The organism is Ureibacillus manganicus DSM 26584, assembly GCF_000772945.1.
Lineage (GTDB): Bacteria > Bacillota > Bacilli > Bacillales_A > Planococcaceae > Ureibacillus > Ureibacillus manganicus.
The window spans coordinates 1-18846 of record NZ_JPVN01000040.1 but is presented as its reverse complement, the minus strand read 5'-3'; the positions used below and the strand labels follow the sequence as shown (position 1 = coordinate 18846).

Here is an 18846-nt window from a genome sequence, read left to right as displayed (position 1 = left end):
GCTTTTACACCTCTACTGTCTTAATTACTGGCTTATTTAGACAACTCACACCACTTTTACACCTCTACTGTCTTAATGGCAGGCTTATTGAGATAACTCACACCACTTTTACGCCTCTACTGTCTTAATGGCAGGCTTATTGAGATAACTCACCATGTTTTCTAGACCCTACTGTCACGTAAACCTTCTTTTCATGACAACTCGCAGTGTCATCTCACCTCCACCACTGTCACATAAATTAGCCATACGCAACATCACTTGAGGGTTTCTCATTTCAGACGTCACGTATGGATCTTCTCCCAGGAGTATCGCGTACCCACAACAGATAAACCCTATAACTTCCGCTCATACGCCACAGATCTACGCTGCACCAACTTTAACTCCTCTTGGTAATGAATTGGATGGACACCGCTTTTGACAATCGTCGCCATGGCGCTCGGCAAAATCTCTATTACGTACACTTTCCCCTTTTGAATGCTATCAATGAGCGAAAGCAGTTCTTCCTTTTTATTCATTAAATACCTACTATCATTTTCATAACGATGTTCAAATTCAACTTTCACAATTTGATTAGCGTCTGATTCAATCAAATTATCCCCAAAGGTAATGACCTTCCCCTGTTTAATCTTTAATTTCTCGTCGATTACTCGAACCACCTTACCTAGTAGAGCCACCATAGCCGCGTTCAGCTCATCTTCTTGCTTTTTCGAAAAAACCCTTTTTATTCCCATAGAAAGTCGCCCGCCCTGGCTCGCCCCTGCGTAAGCACCGAACATGGCTCCAGTTATTGCGCCTGCTGGGCCAAAAATCATCGCTCCCACAACTACACCAGCTTTTTGCCCCAAAGCACCGAGCACCACTCTTGATGATGTATCACTTACGACATTGAACACCGCTTGGTTAACCGAGACATCGTCTTTCCAAACTCGTTTCATGTTATAGATGGAGCTCACACCCGTAGCAATAATAGGAATCTCTAAATCTAACAAATCCCCCGCATGCTCAATGGTCGAACTTGTTGCTTCCAATACATCTTCTCTTGATACACTTGAAACGTACACATTTGGATTTCCTTCAAAATGAGGTGCAATTTCTTCATTAACGTAGACTGGAATATCGGGATAAGTTTCCAAATGCTCTCGTACGCCATCAGGGCTCGCCAAGCTTTTCACCTGGAACGGTTCACCGTCCACTAAAATATCCCACCCCGGATTATTTGAAGTTTCCGGAAACTCAACATCGTGCCCTTTCGCTTGGAGTTCCGCTGCAATCATTTGTTCCGCCACATACCCCTGAAGTTGCGCCATATCACCCGTTAGCACCGATGTATCGATTCCGCTTGAAAATTGGCTTAATGTAAATAATGAAGATAAATCCTCCGTTCTTGCAAAATCGAGTCCTTGTACAACTGTAGGATTGATCATCATATAATCATACAGAAATTCACCAACACTCACCGCAGTAATCGCACCAGTTTGCTTTAACTGATCAGGGGTGCCAAAAAGCATTGTTTGCAATCGATTTACCGGCTTCTTTTCCTCTTCTACTGCACACGCAAGAGCTTCTTCATACATTTCTTTTTTCCAGTAATCCCAAAACTTTTTATTTGTTATTGGCATATCGCTACCTCATTGCCAGTTGAAATATCGGCTAAACCGTAATGCTCCTTCTCAAGCTGTTTCAATTTCCGTGTAAAACTCTGATGTTCGGATTTTAAATCTGCTAGAATCGCTTCCTGCCCTTTCTTCCCGGCTTCTTCCTCTTGCTTCGCAGTTTTCAGTTCGTGGATTTGCTGATCAATGGCTACATATTGTTCGCGCTCCGCTTGCAAAAAGCAACCGTTAGAATGTAACACTTCCAAAACCATTTCATCCACAATCGTTTCGAGCTTCTTTTCTGCTCCGCTAATATCAAAGGAAAGTGTCATTTCCTTAAACTTGGAGCCGATTTTATTGAAAAATCCCGTCTCTATTGGGCGATTGCGTTTCTCATTTTTCAACCGACTAATTTCGGAAACTGCTTGGTAGTACTTATTTTTCCATCCATTAAAGGAAGGAGAAACGACAACCAAGTTTAGGTCTGCTCTCTTTATTCCAGCTCTTATTTTCTGTTTCTCCCCAACTAGTTTTACAGACTGATTTGCAATCTGGCTATTCAAATGATTAATTTGCGCTCTATGTTCGTTGATTTGCCTTGAAACTTGTAATTGCTCTGCTTCAATGTCCTTTATTTCATCTTTCACTTGTTGATAGTGGTCATAACGTTTTTCCCAATCCTTAATAAAAGGCCCAAACTCCACATCATAGCCACCCTCGCTCATATAAGGAAGCGCAATTTGCATCACGATGATTGGTAGTAGCTTTTTCTTTAATGAATTATTTTGATGATTGACGAGCAGCACCCCTCCACCTAAAAGAAGTGGAATGATGAAAAATGGGCTCGCTAATACAGCAATCGTCGAAGTTAACCCAGTATAAAATCCGAATGGTAATGTAAGGCCAAACAATCCTGCAAACGAGGCCACAAGTGAGGTTGCTGTTGTGTAAAAGGCAAACCCACTAACTTCAACGATAATAGCAAACACAATACTCGTCCCACTTGTTGCAATGGCCGCACGAACCATCTCATCCGATAAGTCGTTGATACCAAGCTTTTCTTTAATCTTCGCTTGCTTTTCTTCTGGCAAACTTTGAATGTAATCGTTCACCTGCGAAGCAAATTTCGTCTGGTCTTCGATGGTGAAATCTTGAAAACTACCATCAAGCTCGCTGAACATTTTGCTCATTTGAAACTGAATCATTTGCTGCAGCTTTGTTGAATGCAAGTTCTGGCCTTCAGTAAACGCCCTAAATTGTTTATCTTTTTTCTGGTATTGTCCATAAACTTCATCCACAATCGCCGAGCATTGATCTTCAATTTCTTTTGTTAACGTATATTTCGTGCCACGAAGCTTTAGTAATTTCGTTAATTCTAAAAATAAATCCACTTGCAAAGCCGCATCATCCTGACCTGCCAGCTTAGACACTTCATCTTCTAAATGTTTCGTAAAGTGGTCTTGCTTCTCTTTTGAAAAAAGATCCTTCGTTTTGGAGGACAATAAATCTCCAATATTTGTTTTGAACAGCAATGAGTACACCATTCGTAGCTCAGTCCCTTTTAAAGTAACTAAACTATTTGCTAGAATTTGACCGTCCACTTGACCCACCTCTAGTACTTTTGTATTAACTAAATTATACTACAAATATACTTGCATTCTAGAATTAAAAAAGGTATACAAACGATAGAACATCATCATTTGTATACCTATACTATTCTTAAATTGCGGGCTACTTCCAAACCCCCAAAATCAGTCCCATAACCGTAAGTTAGGGCCCTCTATTATTCATTTCAATCAACCAAACTTCCCCTTCATCGAACGAATCATTTTCAGGGCTTTTTCATTTTCTTTTGACATCTTTGTTTCACCCTTAAAACGAGTAACCTTTTTGGAAGTCGTCTTTTTTGAAGCTTTCTCCTTATCCAACGCTAATCCTCTTTTCTGTCTACATCTTTCTACTAATGTAGACAAAATAAGGAATTTTTAATCAAAAAAGCAAGGTTTATGTCACCTTGCCCTTTTTTACTGATTAGCTATATATTTCATTACTTTTTCATTTAGATCTTTGATTTTTTTAGAAGATTGGCTCATAGAACATTCCGATAACTGGGTTACTCTTTTTGCTTTTACTAAATTTCTTTTTTCAACCGTCACTTTTGACTTTTTCTTCGTCTCAGGCTTTGGAATTGTTATCATTAGCATCATATAAACCTCCTCTTATTTAGTTCGAACAAAAATTCTTTTGTTTACTACATCCTCTTTATAAATATAAAAAATGTATATTAAATTGATAATATGAACGGCATCGACTTCTAGCAATTCACCTTTACTATTTTTTAATACGATTAGTAATTGCCTCTTTTCCATATCTACTGGAACAATCATACTATCTTCATTTAATAGAGAAACAATCTTTAAATTGGACAATTCTTCAATATAAAGTTGTCTATTTTCTTCTAGATTAAAAGAGTTTAGCTTTTCAATTTTATTTAAACACGTTTCGATTCCTTTTACAAATCCTAACTGTTCTGACAATAATATGAGTTCATCTTCATCTAAGTCTCTTTTATCATTATAAGATAACTCGGACAATGGAACTGGTGAGTAGTTCAGTTCATAAATTTGGATTTTGAATCCATATTGTTCTGAATAGCGCTCCAGATAGGAGTCTAATTCTTCGATTTCACTTCTTTTATTCGTTTGATGATCTATTAAATCTACTCCTGCAAGTTGAATCAATTCAGACATTGAGTTGACTCGATCTATCGTTGCTTTCTCTCTTTTATCATTTGTAGTAATTATATTTTCTACGTAATCCATATATTGAAATTCTGTATTGAAAATCTTTAATATACTAGGGGTTAATAAAATCGCGATATCGATAAATACAATGATAGAAGCTAAAGTCAATATTAGTTGCCAATTTGATAGATCCACCTCATCGATTAATATCCCAATACCTATAGCCCCTATAAATAATGTATAAAGCCCTTTTCTTAATGTTCGAAGATGTAAACTATAATTTGCTTGTGATTTATAGAAGTAAATGAAATTTCCTATTACGAAAAGAAGTAGTATTAAAATAAATATTTTAAACGCCAAAGACCCCCACCCCTTTATTCTACCCAGCAGATTTACTATAATTATATCTATTAGAAGTAACTTACAATAGATGGAACAAATACCTATTACTGAGTGAGTTACTAATTACTTTTGAAACCCTTTCAAAATAGATTTGCATGAAATCAAGCCTAATTTAGTTCTTTAATTCATAACCTATAATAATAATCATTTAGAGGAGGATGGAAATATGAAAGCTATTCAAGTTACACAGTTCGGAGGTCCTGAACAGTTAGTTTACACAGAAGTTGAGGATGTCGTAGCAGGAAAAGGTGAGGTATGTGTCCGCTTATATGCAGCTGGTGTGAATCCAAGTGATACATACACATTAACAGGTACGTATGCGTTTAGCATTCCTCAATTACCGTATACACCAGGATTAGATGGTGCTGGGATTGTTGAAGCAGTTGGCGAAGGTGTGACAAATGTACAAGTTGGGGATCGTGTATTTGTTGCGTCTTTAACGCGAGGAAAAAGTACAGGCACATTAGCGGAAAAAATAGTATGCGATCCATCGTTTGTTCACCCACTACCTGAACAGGTTTCTTTTGAACAAGGTGCTGCATTAGGAGTGCCCGCATTGACTGCTTACCGCGCACTATTTCAGCGTGCTCGTATAAAGCCTGGCCAATGGGTACTTATTCACGGAGCTAGTGGCGGCGTTGGGTTACAAGCTGTCCAAATGGCCAAATCTCACGGTGCGAAAGTAATTGGAACCGCAAGTAAACCAGAAGGAAAAAGTTTGGTTGAGCAAGCTGGTGCAGATGTTGTGATTGATCATGTTACTGAGTCTACAATCGAAGAAGTTCTTGCACTAACTGATGGAAATGGTCCAGACGTTATCATTGAATTTTTAGCAAATGTGAATTTAGAAACTGACTTAAAAATGGTTGCCCGTTTTGGGACAATCGTTGTGATTGGTAATCGTGGTTCCATCGAAATTAATCCTCGCCTTGCGATGCAAAAGGAATGCGACATTTTAGCGACAGCACTTTGGAACGCACCAAAAGATGAATATGAACAAAGCATCCACGGCGTCATTGGTATGCTAGAAAGTGGCGCCCTTCGCCCAATTATCGGCACATCCCTACCGCTACAACATGCATCGGATGCCTTTGAGCAGTTAGCTAAAGGGGTAGGCAATGGGAAATTGGTTTTAACAATCGATTAATAATAAAAGAAGTCTTGCTTTCGAATTCGCAAGACTTCTTTTTATTACATTCCTGGTGCCAGACATTCCATGCTATGCACCAATTCGCTTCTGATTACCATTTATAAAGTTTTCGATAAACTCGCGTTGTTCTTCACTAGGGGTAGTTTTTCGAACATCAGTAAATGTTGTGATTGCCTCTTCCAAATTCATTTCGTCCCCTACTATTTCACCGATACTAATAATTTCATTTATAAGCTGTGACATCTCTTCATGACTTTTTGGATCTTGATGTCCTAAAACATAGGTATTGACTTCGTATTGTTTAATTTTCTCCACTAAGATTTCGAATTGGTGTAGATCATAACTCCAGTCACCGCTATAAAAGTCTTGATAAAGGCAGTCGGCTAGGAACATGATTTTTTCTTCAGGTATATAAATTATAGACGAATCTTTTGCATGGACCCCACCAACATGATCAATTACACAAGTGATGCCGCCTAGGTCAATCTCCATTTTATCTGTAAATGTAATGTTTGGTGATTTCAAAACCAAATTATCGCGAGTAGGAAGCTCTCGTTTAATCATATCTCTACAAAATTCGATTTCTTCCCCAGATGCAACTCGAGCATCCAAAGAATCATCGTCCCATTGAAGTGTTTTTAGATAATCAATCTTCTTTTTCGTATCTTCATGACTAATTGTCGGCAACCCCATTGTATCAATTCCAAAAATATGATCCCAATGCCAATGAGTAATGGCTACCATCTGTGGTTTTGATTGACCCACCTGTTTTGCTAAATTTAGAAAATCATTTGCGTGAGCAGGTGAATTTCCCGCATCAACAATTAAATTGTAAGTATCCCCACAAATAAGACCTAATGCTGGTCGGTCGGTTTCAGAATAATGAGGCATATAATAAACTCTATTTGCTAGTTTTTTTAACATATTGTTAGTTCCCTTCTTTTCTGTCTGGTACACACGATTTAAATTTATGTTAGTTGCTTGTCGAGGACTACTTTTTGATTTTTCTAGGTTTTTTGTCCTCGAGAACGCTTGTCGAGGACAGCTTTTCAATTTTTTCAGGTTTTTTGTCCTCGAGTACGCTTGTCGAGGACAGCTTTTCGGTTTATTTAGATTTTTTGTCCTCGAGACTGCTTGTCGAGGACTACTTTTCAGTTTTTCCGGGTTTTTTGTCCTCGAGAATGCTTGTCGAGGACTACTTTTCGGTTTTTTCGAGTTTTTAGTCCTCGAGATTGCTTATCGAGGACTACTTTTCGGTTTTTCCGGTTTTTTTGTCCTCGAGAATGCTTGTCGAGGACAACTTTTCGGTTTTTTCGAGTTTTTAGTCCTCGAGATTGCTTATCGAGGACTACTTTTCGGTTTTTCCGGTTTTTTTGTCTTCGAGATCGCTCATCGAGGACTGCTTTTTAGATTTTTGCAGATTTATTGTCCTCGAGATTTTCTAATATCATCTTCACGGACGAATTTTTTTATTCCCTACGTTTTCGTCCTTATTCAATTAACTCCACCGGCACTACAGTATCCAGTACCATCCCATCTTCTGTAACCATCGTATCATAAGCCAATATTTGCACTCCCGATTCCTCTGCTTTTAGCAACGCATCCGCAAAAACAGGGTCCATTTCTCTATTCGGAACAAATTTTCGGCAGCCTTTTAATTGAACCAAAAACAGAATTGCGCAGTGGTAACCTTCTTTGGCAGCCTTCGCCAATTCTAACACATGCTTTGTCCCTCTTGTAGTCGGTGCATCAGGAAACATTGCGACACCTTCTATTTCAAGCGTAACACCTTTTACTTCAATAAATCCTTTTTGTTCCCCTTGTTCAAAATAGAGATCAAAGCGAGATGCCCCAAAAGTTACTTCCCTTTTTACTAAGTCTACTTGCCCGATTTCAGCAATCCTTCCCTCTTTTATCGCTTCAAACGCAACAGCATTTGGTGCTTGAGAATCAATATTTACCCAAACGCCGTCTTTTAACACAGCTATGATTGAAAATTGTGTTTTTCGATTTGGATTGTCTGAGCACTCCAGCAAGACCTTTGCACCTTGCTGAAACAACTCTTTTAGCCTACCTGTATTTTTAACATGAACCTGTAATTTTACACCATCTATGTATACTTCGGAAATAAATCGATTGATTCGCTTCTCGAATATCCCTCTTACAATCTCACCGTATTTCACATTGTCACTTCCCAGAGTATTTTTCCTCCATTATGAGGGATTCGAATGAAAATCTCATTTAATTCATCATAAGCTGGTAGCTGTGAAGGAGTATTAGAATATATTGACCTGTTATTAGAAAAAACACGCGTGTTATTAGAAAAACTCAGGGCTTTATTAGAAATCAGCCTAAAAACAACTCCCTACGCAGCAGTTATTAGAAAATATTGACCTGTTATTAGAAGAAACTCAGGACTTATTAGAAAAAATCAATACATTATTAGAAACTAGTCCAATAATTCCCCTCGCGAAGCTAGTTATTGGAAATATCGATCCATTATTAGAAAAATTACATCACTTATTAGAAAAAATCATAACTTTATTAGAAACCATCCTCAAAATCCATCACAAATTCCAACCAAAACAAAAAGCCGATCAGGAAAACGCTCAGTTTCCCTAACCGACCTTCTTTTAATAGTTATCCGTACATATTTGGTACTACTTCTCTTGGAATTGGATTCACGTAGTTACCTTTTGTTTGTTTTTGTAATTCAGCTTTCGCTTGATCGATTAATTCAGGATTTTGCAGAAGTTCGATTGCCGTTAAAGCTAATACTTTACTAGCATAGATCATCCCTTTATGAGCAAGTCCTGTTTTCCCTTGCGATACAAGCTGCCAAGTATGAAGTGGTGTACCTAGTACAAAACACGTTGTGAAGAATTGTGAAGTTGGTACAACCCAACTTACATCAGCCACGTCTGTTGAACCCGACATCGTTTGAGTAGACTTTTGATAAGGTATAACTTCAGGATAGAATGTCACTTCTTCTTGTTCTATATCGTCTACCTGGCTATCAGGGTAAATCATTTGGATTTCTTTTAATGCGCTTGTATATTCAGATGAACTAATCGTTTTGTTCATCTTCATCGCATATTCCAGTTCTTCCTCATTATAATTAGGAAGCCCTACTTGTTGAAGCTTATCATAGATGATTTTATTGATCGTATCGTTTGGAATATAGTTCGAACACGCTTTGTCAAACTTCACTTTTACTTTCGTTTCAGTCATCAATGCCGCGCCTTCAGCAATCTTTACAATGCGCTTATAGATATCATCTACTTCTTTAATTGTATTAGAACGAATTAAGTATAAAACCTCGGCATCAGCTTGCACGACATTCGGAGATTTCCCACCAGTATTAGTCACAGCATAATGCACTCTTGCACTAGTCGGAATATGCTCGCGTAAGTAGTTGACACCTACGTTCATTAACTCAACAGCATCTAATGCACTTCTTCCTAAATGCGGTGAGTTCGCCGCATGTGCAGCAATCCCTTCAAACTCAAAATATACTTGGTAGTTTGCTAGAGAAGAAAAATTAAATACGCTCGTAAATGAATTCGGATGCCAAGATAATGCAACGTCCACTCCTTCGAAGACACCTTCACGGACCATAAACGTTTTCCCTGAACCGCCTTCTTCAGCAGGACAGCCATAGTAATGGATTCGTCCTTTAACTTCACCTTTATCAATCATCTCTTTTAATAGGACAACAGACCCTACTCCAGCTGTTCCTAGAAGATTGTGACCACATCCATGTCCATTTCCACCATTAACAAGTGGTTCACGTACATCGCTTCCCGCTTTTTGACTTAATCCAGGAAGAGCATCGTACTCTCCTAAAATACCAATTACCGGACCTTCACTACCATACTTAGCAACAAATGCTGTTTCAATGCCACCTATGCCAGTTTCAACTTCAAATCCAAGCTGAGTAAAATACGTTGTTAATATTTTTGCAGATTCAAACTCTTTAAATCTCGTTTCAGGAATGTCCCAAATTCGATCTGCTAATTCAATAATTTCATTTTCAAAACGTTTATAACCATTCTCTACTTGTTCTAGTAGACTACTCATTGACTTTCATCTCCTCATAGATACTAAATGGTACATTTAGCCATATTTCTAGAGCCGAAAGCATATCATCTTCTTCGATATCAAACTCTTCATGGTGATGGCCAGCAGCTAAATCTGTACCAATAATCGAGTAACATGCTAGACCACCTTGTTGTTGTACATGTTTCATTATAAATGTTGCATCTTCAGAACCTGATTTGAAGTCTCTATACTCAATTACTTCATTGATAGACAATTGAGATTTAGCAACTTCTTTTATTACCTTCGCTAACTGAAGATCTGATGGAACATTTATCGCATAGCCAACTTTTTCTAATTCTACTTGTACATCATACATTGCTTCAATACCTTTGAAAATTTGCTCCACTTTTGTTTCATAAAAAGCGTTAATATCAGTATTTTCAGCACGAATTTCAAATTGCATTTTTGCTAATGAAGGAATAATATTTCTTCCGTTACCAGCTTCTAACGTCCCTACATTCACACGGAACATTCCTTCACTATGTGGTGGTAGACTATGTAATGCAAGAGCTGCTTGCGCACTAGCTAATAGTGCGTTTTTGCCTTTTTCCGCATTAATACCCGAATGAGCTGCTACACCTTTTATTGTAACATCATATTTAGAAGTTGCTAAAAATCCATCTACCCCAGCAACAAATGTTCCTTTAGGAATGCCTGTGCCAATGTGAAGTGCAAATAAGTAATCGATATTATCTAATAGAGGGGAAGATACGATTGCACTTCCTCCTCTTACACCTTCTTCAGCTGGTTGGAAAATTACAACGATTTTCCCGCATAGCTGATCTTTTCTTTTCATCAATTGCTCTGCCAAGCCAAGTCCAATCGTTGCATGACTATCGTGACCACAAGCGTGCATAAACCCTTCATTTTGAGAACGGAAACCAAGCTTTTGTGGCACATGATGATCAGCTGCAGATTCTAAGATTGGCAATGCATCGATATCTACACGATAAGCAATCGTAGGTCCTTCAATACCAGTATCAAGAATCCCAATGACCCCTGTTTTTCCGGCTTCCATTTTTTCTAACCATTTTGCCTGGATATTACTTTCTAATGCTTTATTATAGAAAACATTTGCTTGTGCCTGCTTTGGTACACCAAGGGAAATCCCTTTAATAATTTCTTTCCCTACAAAAACGTCATATCCCCAATTTTCAAGCTTGTCCGCGATAATTGCAGAAGTACGAAACTCTAACCAACCCGGTTCTGGATGTTGGTGAAAATCCCTTCTCCACGCTGTTAAAACTTCCAAGTAATCTCTTTCTATTTTAATAAAGTCCATTAAAGACATCTCCCTAGTTTAAATAGTAGTGTACACCTGGGCCGATTGGAATATTGAAGAATACGAACGCTAGCATTAATAGAATCCATGCAATTAAGAATACAATTGTGTAAGGAATCATGAGCGACATTAACGTTCCAATACCCGCTTTTTTATTATAGATTAACACAAAACCTAAAATAATCGCGAAATATGGGTTTAATGGCGTTACCATGTTCGTAGAAGATTCACCAACACGATATGCTAATTGCACAAGTGCAGGATGATAATCTAATAAATAAAACGTCGGTACGAAAATTGGTGCAACAAGTGACCAAAGTGCAGAACCACTAATAATAAATAAACTCAGAATTGCTACGAGTAGTGTAAATAGAACGATGGCAAAAACATTAGTTAAATTAATAGCCTCTAAAAGAGATGCTAGATTTACAGCCATCCAAGTAGCAATGTTTGTCCAGTTAAAGTATCCAATAAATTGACCGATGATAAAGATTAAGACAATATAGCCTGATAAATCTTTGATTGCTTCGGCCATAATATTCGGAACATCAGCAGCACTTTTAATTTCTTTAACTGACACTCCGTAAGTAATACCTGTTGTTACAAAAAGTCCGAATAGAAGCGGTACAATTCCTGATAAGAACGGTGAACGTAAGATTGTACCATCATCATTTAGTAATGGTGAATTTGGAATTAATAATAGAGTTACAATTACAGCCATATACAGTAGGGCAGCAATTCCTGTATTACGTAATGCACGGTTTTCTAAAGGTGACAAGTCATGTAAATCCGCTTTTTTGTCGCCGTTGTATTTACCTAAACGTGGTTCAACGATTTTATCAGTAACAAACGCACCTAAAAATGCTAATAAAAACGTGGAAACACTCATAAAGAACCAGTTATCTAATGGAGATACCATAATTGATGGATCAATTGTTTTCATTACTTCCGTTGAAATCCCAGACAGTAAAGCATCTGTACCTGCAATTAATATATTTGCTGTAAAACCAATCCCAGCTCCAGCAAGACCTGCTGCTAAACCAGCAAGGGGATGCCTTCCTAAAGATAAGAACACTAAAGCTGCTAACGGTGGAATAACAACGAACGCCGCGTCAGAAGCAATATTTCCCAAAATACCGATGAACACGACCATAAATGATACGATTCGTTTTGGAGTTTTCGTAATTGCTTTAGTCATTAATGCAGAAAACAGTCCAACCTTCTCCGACAAACCAATCCCAAGCATCATTGTTAAAACTAAGCCTAGTGGTGCAAAACCTGTAAAGTTGGATAACGTATTCCCTAAAATATAGCGAATGCCCTCTTTTGAAAGCAAATTATTAACTGTTACTGTTTCACCTGTATTAGGATGAACTACTGATGCGTTCATTGACCCTAATATAAATGAAATCGCAACAAGGATTAGTGTAAGATAAAGAAATAACATAAATGGGTGAGGTAATTTGTTACCAATCTTTTCAACAACGTTTAGAAACTTGTTGAAAGCACCACCATTGTTTTCTTTTTGAGTAGTATCTAGATGTTTATTCACAATTGTATTTCCCCCTTGTTTATTATTGGACATATTTTTACAATGTCTTATAATTGAGATTATAATATTTAGAATATTACCACAATAGTAAATTAGGAGCGTTTTAAATGTACAATATATGTGTCTTTTCTACTAAATTTTCGTATCGTTGGGTGAAAAAATGCGAAAAACTAGAATTTGATAATATTAATTTGCACTTTTTTATATATGATGACTTAAGTCATTTGGAGAAACTTTTTATCGAAAATATTAAAAATATGGACGGTTTTGTATTTAGTGCACAAATCCCTTATCTACATATTCAACGACAATTAAGCGAATATTTCACAGAAATCCCATGTTCATATTTTGATATAACGGTGCAGGATTTTTATTATAAATTAGCGGAAATCTCGTACAATTATCCTGAATTTTCCATAAAACATTGTATGATCGACTTTCTTTATAAAGAAAATAATTATTTAAATTTAAAAGAGATTATTAGACCGGAAGATTTTCCTTATATCCTTAGTGATAGCATCGATGTTTATGGACAACCAAATCCTTATAAAATTGTTTACGAAACCCACGCAAAGTTATGGGAAGAACAAAGGATAAGATTTTCACTGACACGTCTGTCAAATTTATATACTTATTTTGAGGATGAGCACATTACACCAATTGTTGTCACCCCTACTTTGGATAGTATGAAGTCTACGATAGTAGAGTTAGTCAGTGGCATTGAATTAGATGATTTAATGAATAACCAGGTTGTAGCTGGATACCTTGAATTTTCAATGTCTCATAATGACCCATCTGAAATTGAATATCGACAAATCGCCCTATACAAATCAATTTTAGATTTCAATCGTGAACGAGGAACTTCGTTAATAACATCTAGAAACGCCATCCATTATGAGTTAATAACAAATTATAGTGAGTTTTTAACGATTACAAATAATCAGGAAATCTGTTCTTTAGCTGAGTTTTTAAAAGAAAATCTTACGTTTAAAGTGAAGATTGGATGGGGTATAGGTAAAACATTACAAGACGCGAGAATTCAAGCTGAAAAAGCCTCAACGTATTGTACAGGTTCACAAACGGAGTCGTATATTTTAACAAAGGAAAATGAGCTACTTGGGCCGTTAGATGGCCATTCTTCTATATCAATAAACTATTCAGATAATGATAGAATAGAAGAAATCGCAAATGATACAAATATTTCATTAATCTATTTACAAAAAATCTACGGGTTAATTTACAAGCTTAAAATGGAGACCTTAACTGCTGAAGAATTAAGTATTCACCTATCTGTTACAGTACGTACAGCAAGCAGAATATTAAAGCGCCTTGAGGAATGTAATTATGCATCTTCATCTAATGATAAAGGGACACATGGTAAAGGAAGACCGCAGAAGGTATATAAGTTTAATTTTTAGTCCCATACCGAAAAAAAAGCGAGCTACTTTTTAGTAGCTCGTTATTTTTTTCAATTATTTGATGACTCGTAAACTTAAGAGTTCCCCACTAGTTGAAGAATATAATTTTTTAGTTCGACAAGACGCTGATATTCAAGGGTTTCATCTGTCCCTACAACAATCAGTGGCATATTCGAATCTACCCCGTGGAGTGAACCATGCGCTCCTCCTCCGGCATGGTCTTTACTATGTTTCTCAACAAACTCAAATGAAGGTTTCGCATCTACAATAATGACACTCCCCTCCTGCGAATGCAGCGCACCATGTAGCCTTGCAAGTGCATCAGGATAATCATTATAAGTAAGGATCCCCTGTTCATTCATGGACAAATCTAAATGAGATAACTCACCATCCACTTGCCATGACTGATTATATTTATCTACATAATTCCCATTTGGCGAAAATGTAAATTCTTTATCACTCTGTGGAATAACTACATGGTTTGTTTTCTCGTCTTTCCATGCGATAAACCCAATTCGCTCATCCTCTTTTAACAGCTGAATGATTTCTGATTTCTCCACCTGTTCATCATTCACATAAATGTAGGCCATTCGCTCATTGATCGCAATTGCTAATTGTGCATTTTTGTTATTACCTTCCCAAAAGGAATAGCCTTTCAAACGTTCATTCAAATCAATTAAAGCTGTTTTTTTATCTTTATTAACTAGTGATTGAGCACTGTCACCATGCACAATCCAAGTTACCTGGTCAATAGCATCTTCCCAAGATGAGTAGCTATTTAAAAGATCTTGAAGTGCTTTATCAGCTTTCTCAATGCCCTCTACATCATTGGGACCATGTTTGTGCACTAACTTATCTGCATCTGGTAAATAAGCTAATGTGAATGGAGGCAATTTATTTTGTTTTATTAAGTAGGTTAATTCGTTAACCGTAAACTGATTATTCACGCCCATTCGATTCCAAATAAATTTATGTTGATCATTCTTTGGATTATATTGTGATAAGCTCCCAAGAGAAAGTAGCTTTGGTCCGTTCACCTCAATGTCTCTTGGCAAAAGATTTGCCATTGAAATAAGTTTAGGAACATTTAATGTCTGCTTTTCACTACCTCGGTACAATAAACCATTAATCGAAGCAGATGAAAATCCATGATTCGCCAAATCTTCATGAATGGTTTGAACATCTTTACTTAAATGCGATTCATTAAGATGAATAATACTATCTGCTGCTACATTTTTAACCCCATTGTTCCAAATCTCACGAAGACCACTTCCATAGCTCACTATTCGGTCTTCATCTTCTTTAAACCAAATTAAGCCAGGGATTTTGTGCTGATCAGCATAGGTTCCAGTTAACAAAGTACTATCAATGGTGACGGACATTGTAGGATAAGAACTTATAACTTCTGGATACAATTGTCCATGATTCATAAAAAAAGAGAAAGCAGGCGCTTTTCCTTCTTTAATGGCTTTTTGTAGTGGTTCCAACATCAGTGAGTCAATTGTAATAAGGATCACTGGTTTTCTAGTGGTGTTAATCGAAACCTCATCTAAATTTTTAGTTGGGGACATTGAAATTGCAAATATGAGTCCAACACATAGACAAATGAATAATATCAATCCTAAGAGAATTTTCTTTTTCATAAATTCATCCTTTGTTTAATTCTTTAGAATTAATATGGTTTCAATTAATGGATACATACTAATTGTAAAACCCTTGATAATTTTTACGTGCAAGTTTGAACATGTTACTTGCGGTTTAGAGCTAGTTTCGTGCGAATTTTGCACAATTACGTGCGCTTTACTATTTACTTGCGAATTTCGAATCGTTACCTGCGTTTTCAACAGATTACGTGCGACTTCAAGCTAGTTTCGTGCGAATTTCGACTCAAAAAAGGTGCCAAGTACAAAAACGACTTGTACCTGACACCTTCTGCTATTACATTCGGATACTCCTACGGGCATTCCGGATATCAAATAGGAAATAAATCAAGCTTTCATAATACGGAATAAATTCTCCTGTTTTAATCATCGCCAGTATTTCCTCTTTACTCGCCCATTTTACAGCCTGCACTTCTTCATATTGCAGCGTAAGCGTATGTAAATCCACTTCTTTTTCTATCAAATAAATGTCATCAAAGCCTCGTTCAAAATGAAACGTTATATGAGGACGCACATCCTGAAAGTCGATTGTTAAGCCGATTTCTTCTTCTAACTCTCTTCGCGCAGCATCTTGACTGGAATCTCCTGTAATTGCGCTTCCTCCAACAGTTAAATCCCACATATTCGACCATCCCTGTTTGAAAGGTTGCCTTTGTTGGATGAGCATTTCCCCTTTAGAGTTAAAAATACACACGTGAACAACCAAATGATAATTCCCTTCTTGAAGCGGCTCCCCTCGAACCCACGTACGACCTGTTTTATTTCGATTCATATCATATACATCCCATAATTCCATGTTGTACCCCCTTTTTACAAATTTAGTCATTACTTAATATTAACGCTAACATCAAAGCATTGCCATACCAATTAATCAGCCCCTATTTATTTTGTTTTATTCTATCCCTTTTTGGAAAGAGATAAAATAAAACCACATAGTAGAAACAGGTGTTTATATGGAAAGACCTATGGAAGAAGTTCAACTTGGTATCGTTCCAATCAATTTACCCGACGCTAGTTTGTCATACTTTTGGATATCAGAAGATTTTGCAGATCCTTTTAATTTAGAAACCAATCGAGAAGCAGAGAACATAATTAAAGATGCCTTGAAGTCAACAGTGGAGTCGAAAGTTTTAAAGAGGGTTAAGTTTAATACTGAATCAGATGCAGTAGTAATTCGTGCTAAAAAAGCAGAAGACATCATTGTAGTTGCAAAAGTGATAAATGAGATTATTCATAAAACGATTTCTGACGGAGAAGTTCGAAGAGTCCAAAATATCCTGCTTAAACATAAGCGACCTAAAAAACAAAAATGGCAAGTGGGAGATATTTTTTCAATCAAGCTAAAGGACGGGTCATTTACTTTTGGCCAAGTGCTATGGGCAAAAGCATATGGCGCTAGAGGAAGACTAGGTATGCCTACATGTTCCCTTTTTGAAAAGCGAACAACAGACAATTTTATTCTTTCAGAGATCATTAATTCAAAAGTGATTTCAGTCGTAACTATTACAGCCAATGCGTTGGATTCTTATGAGTGGGAGGTCATAGGCAGCGAAGAAGTAACCTTAAACAAAGAAGAAGTGCCATGGCACCTTAGCGGTGAAGGTGGCGTTGGTGCGAAAAGTTTTTCTGATGATATTTTGAAATCTTTATCAGAAGCGTATCATGGCCTAGACCCATGGAATATATCTTACAAAGAAGATTTTTTTGATGAAATACTACTTCCTGGTGTGAAAAGACCAGCTACTGCGATTGTTTTAAGTACAGAGGAAAGAGATGCATATCGAAAAGCTAAAGGCTGGGATCTTTAAAATTTTTTAACATATAAAAAGGTGGGAATGTCCCTTCCCACCTTAGTTTTTAGCAAATTCTCCATCTACTTCTACGGTTCTCATAATATTAATAAACGCATGTTTATCATGATTTCGTACAATCTTCTTAACTTGTAACACTTCATATCGCGTAACAACCATCATTAAAATTTCCTTCTTCTCTTTTGTATAACCACCGTACCCCTCGGTAACCGTAATTCCACGGTAAATGGTCTTCAGTAGATCCTTACGTATGGCTTCCCCCTTTGACGTAACAATCTGCATCGTGACTTTAATGTGATTCGTATGAATTCGGTCAATTACTATGCCAGATAAATAAATGGACAGCAACGTGTAAAGTGCAATATTCCAGTTAAAGAAAGCTCCTGAAATTAGAACTACAATACCATTCATGCCTGTTAATAGTAGTCCCACACTAAAATTACTTGAACGGGAAACGATAATCGCTATAATATCCAGACCACCGGAAGTACCAGAAAATTTGAGTATTAACCCTACACCAATGCCACCAATAATTCCTCCAAAAACTGTGGATAACAATATATTGTCCGTCACAGTAACGATAGGTAGCACATATAAGAAAAATGAAAGTGATATTACAACGATAAGCGTATTTATTGTGATGGTTTTTCCTAGTTTAAAATATCCTAAAATAAGTAAAGGAACATTAAGCAATAAATTCATTAAACCGATATTAAAGGGGGTTACTAACCCTATTAAGATAGCGATTCCACTAATCCCACCACTTAAAATTGCATATGGTACAAGAAAAAAATTAAAGCCAAATGCAACAATTAATGAACCGAATATTGCTATAAAATATTTCATAACTTTTAATCCCCCTAAAAGTGAACTGACGCGTCCTTTTTGACGTTTGATTTTTATATATTTTCAATCTTCATTTTGCCCTTTTACAGCCGATTTAAGGCAGGACTTATTCCGAAAATTCGATAGAGAATTTTCGAAGCGGTTTCGAGAGGCAATTTGGTGGATAGATTTTCGCTTTTTTCATGTTTTTTGTCCTTGAGAAGCGGCCTCGTGGACAGATTCCTGCTTTTTTCTAGTTTTTTGTCCTCGAGAAGCAGTCTCGCGGACAGATTCCCGCTTTTTTC

General features: G+C 37.0%; 16 protein-coding genes. 3 read left to right on the top strand and 13 right to left on the bottom strand.

Annotated features, from left to right (window positions below):
- Positions 1-332: 332 nt before the first annotated feature.
- The 5 genes from CD29_RS18405 to CD29_RS18390 all read right to left on the bottom strand — a co-directional run bounded on the left by CD29_RS18405 (position 333) and on the right by CD29_RS18390 (position 4699).
- Positions 333-1619, bottom strand: coding sequence for a DUF456 domain-containing protein (locus tag CD29_RS18405; RefSeq protein ID WP_036190189.1), 1287 nt, complete (start codon positions 1617-1619; stop codon positions 333-335).
- Positions 1610-3196, bottom strand: coding sequence for an AAA family ATPase (locus CD29_RS18400; protein WP_036190187.1), 1587 nt, complete (start codon positions 3194-3196; stop codon positions 1610-1612). Before CD29_RS18400 ends, CD29_RS18405 begins: the two co-directional genes overlap by 10 nt.
- 195 nt (positions 3197-3391) lie before the next feature.
- Positions 3392-3523 carry a hypothetical protein gene (locus CD29_RS20840; RefSeq protein WP_268871009.1) on the bottom strand — a complete coding sequence of 44 codons (132 nt, stop codon included), beginning with the start codon at positions 3521-3523 and terminating at the stop codon, positions 3392-3394.
- Between the two features lie 96 nt (positions 3524-3619).
- Positions 3620-3799, bottom strand: a complete 180-nt coding sequence (locus tag CD29_RS18395) for a hypothetical protein (protein ID WP_036190185.1) — start codon at positions 3797-3799, stop codon at positions 3620-3622.
- 15 nt (positions 3800-3814) lie between these two features.
- Positions 3815-4699, bottom strand: coding sequence for a type II toxin-antitoxin system SpoIISA family toxin (locus CD29_RS18390; protein WP_036190183.1), 885 nt, complete (start codon positions 4697-4699; stop codon positions 3815-3817).
- Positions 4700-4907: 208 nt separating this feature from the next.
- Between CD29_RS18390 and CD29_RS18385 the strand changes: the two genes are divergently transcribed.
- Positions 4908-5888: an NADPH:quinone reductase gene (locus CD29_RS18385; RefSeq protein ID WP_036190179.1), complete on the top strand. Its 981-nt coding sequence runs from the start codon at positions 4908-4910 to the stop codon at positions 5886-5888.
- Between the two features lie 72 nt (positions 5889-5960).
- Here CD29_RS18385 and CD29_RS18380 read toward each other — a convergent pair whose 3' ends face one another.
- From CD29_RS18380 to CD29_RS18360, 5 genes are all read right to left on the bottom strand, one after another.
- Positions 5961-6815: an MBL fold metallo-hydrolase gene (locus tag CD29_RS18380; protein WP_036190177.1), complete on the bottom strand. Its 855-nt coding sequence runs from the start codon at positions 6813-6815 to the stop codon at positions 5961-5963.
- 566 nt (positions 6816-7381) lie between these two features.
- Complete coding sequence (gene sfsA / locus CD29_RS18375) at positions 7382-8074, bottom strand: DNA/RNA nuclease SfsA (protein WP_036190175.1); 693 nt, start codon at positions 8072-8074, stop codon at positions 7382-7384.
- A gap of 457 nt (positions 8075-8531) precedes the next feature.
- A complete protein-coding gene (locus tag CD29_RS18370; protein WP_036190173.1) occupies positions 8532-9971 on the bottom strand; it encodes a M20 family metallopeptidase in 1440 nt (479 codons plus the stop codon).
- Positions 9964-11274, bottom strand: a complete 1311-nt coding sequence (locus tag CD29_RS18365) for an amidohydrolase (RefSeq protein WP_036190171.1) — start codon at positions 11272-11274, stop codon at positions 9964-9966. The genes CD29_RS18370 and CD29_RS18365 overlap by 8 nt, the downstream gene beginning before the upstream one ends.
- Before the next feature lie 13 nt (positions 11275-11287).
- Complete coding sequence (locus tag CD29_RS18360; protein WP_052124251.1) at positions 11288-12859, bottom strand: AbgT family transporter; 1572 nt, start codon at positions 12857-12859, stop codon at positions 11288-11290.
- 74 nt (positions 12860-12933) lie between these two features.
- Here CD29_RS18360 and CD29_RS18355 point away from each other — a divergent pair, with 74 nt between their 5' ends.
- Positions 12934-14244 (top strand): helix-turn-helix domain-containing protein, encoded by a 1311-nt coding sequence (locus tag CD29_RS18355; protein WP_036190167.1) that lies wholly within the window; start codon positions 12934-12936, stop codon positions 14242-14244.
- Between the two features lie 74 nt (positions 14245-14318).
- On the opposite strand, the gene CD29_RS18350 is transcribed toward CD29_RS18355, so the two are convergent.
- A complete protein-coding gene (locus tag CD29_RS18350; protein ID WP_036190164.1) occupies positions 14319-15887 on the bottom strand; it encodes an alkaline phosphatase family protein in 1569 nt (522 codons plus the stop codon).
- A gap of 295 nt (positions 15888-16182) precedes the next feature.
- Positions 16183-16701 carry an NUDIX hydrolase gene (locus CD29_RS18345; RefSeq protein WP_036190162.1) on the bottom strand — a complete coding sequence of 173 codons (519 nt, stop codon included), beginning with the start codon at positions 16699-16701 and terminating at the stop codon, positions 16183-16185.
- A 157-nt stretch (positions 16702-16858) separates the two neighbouring features.
- Here CD29_RS18345 and CD29_RS18340 point away from each other — a divergent pair, with 157 nt between their 5' ends.
- A complete protein-coding gene (locus CD29_RS18340; protein ID WP_036190160.1) occupies positions 16859-17713 on the top strand; it encodes an Imm26 family immunity protein in 855 nt (284 codons plus the stop codon).
- Between the two features lie 42 nt (positions 17714-17755).
- On the opposite strand, the gene CD29_RS18335 is transcribed toward CD29_RS18340, so the two are convergent.
- A complete protein-coding gene (locus CD29_RS18335; protein ID WP_036190157.1) occupies positions 17756-18562 on the bottom strand; it encodes a YitT family protein in 807 nt (268 codons plus the stop codon).
- Between the last annotated feature and the right edge of the window lie 284 nt (positions 18563-18846).

Coding starts and splice junctions, on each gene's coding strand:
- CD29_RS18405 (WP_036190189.1), bottom strand. CDS start 1,619: ATGCCAATAACAAATAAAAAGTTTTGGGATTACTGGAAAAAAGAAATG.
- CD29_RS18395 (WP_036190185.1), bottom strand. CDS start 3,799: ATGCTAATGATAACAATTCCAAAGCCTGAGACGAAGAAAAAGTCAAAA.
- CD29_RS18385 (WP_036190179.1), top strand. CDS start 4,908: ATGAAAGCTATTCAAGTTACACAGTTCGGAGGTCCTGAACAGTTAGTT.
- CD29_RS18380 (WP_036190177.1), bottom strand. CDS start 6,815: ATGTTAAAAAAACTAGCAAATAGAGTTTATTATATGCCTCATTATTCT.
- CD29_RS18370 (WP_036190173.1), bottom strand. CDS start 9,971: ATGAGTAGTCTACTAGAACAAGTAGAGAATGGTTATAAACGTTTTGAA.
- CD29_RS18365 (WP_036190171.1), bottom strand. CDS start 11,274: ATGGACTTTATTAAAATAGAAAGAGATTACTTGGAAGTTTTAACAGCG.
- CD29_RS18360 (WP_052124251.1), bottom strand. CDS start 12,859: ATGTCCAATAATAAACAAGGGGGAAATACAATTGTGAATAAACATCTA.
- CD29_RS18355 (WP_036190167.1), top strand. CDS start 12,934: ATGTACAATATATGTGTCTTTTCTACTAAATTTTCGTATCGTTGGGTG.
- CD29_RS18350 (WP_036190164.1), bottom strand. CDS start 15,887: ATGAAAAAGAAAATTCTCTTAGGATTGATATTATTCATTTGTCTATGT.
- CD29_RS18345 (WP_036190162.1), bottom strand. CDS start 16,701: ATGGAATTATGGGATGTATATGATATGAATCGAAATAAAACAGGTCGT.
- CD29_RS18340 (WP_036190160.1), top strand. CDS start 16,859: ATGGAAAGACCTATGGAAGAAGTTCAACTTGGTATCGTTCCAATCAAT.
- CD29_RS18335 (WP_036190157.1), bottom strand. CDS start 18,562: ATGAAATATTTTATAGCAATATTCGGTTCATTAATTGTTGCATTTGGC.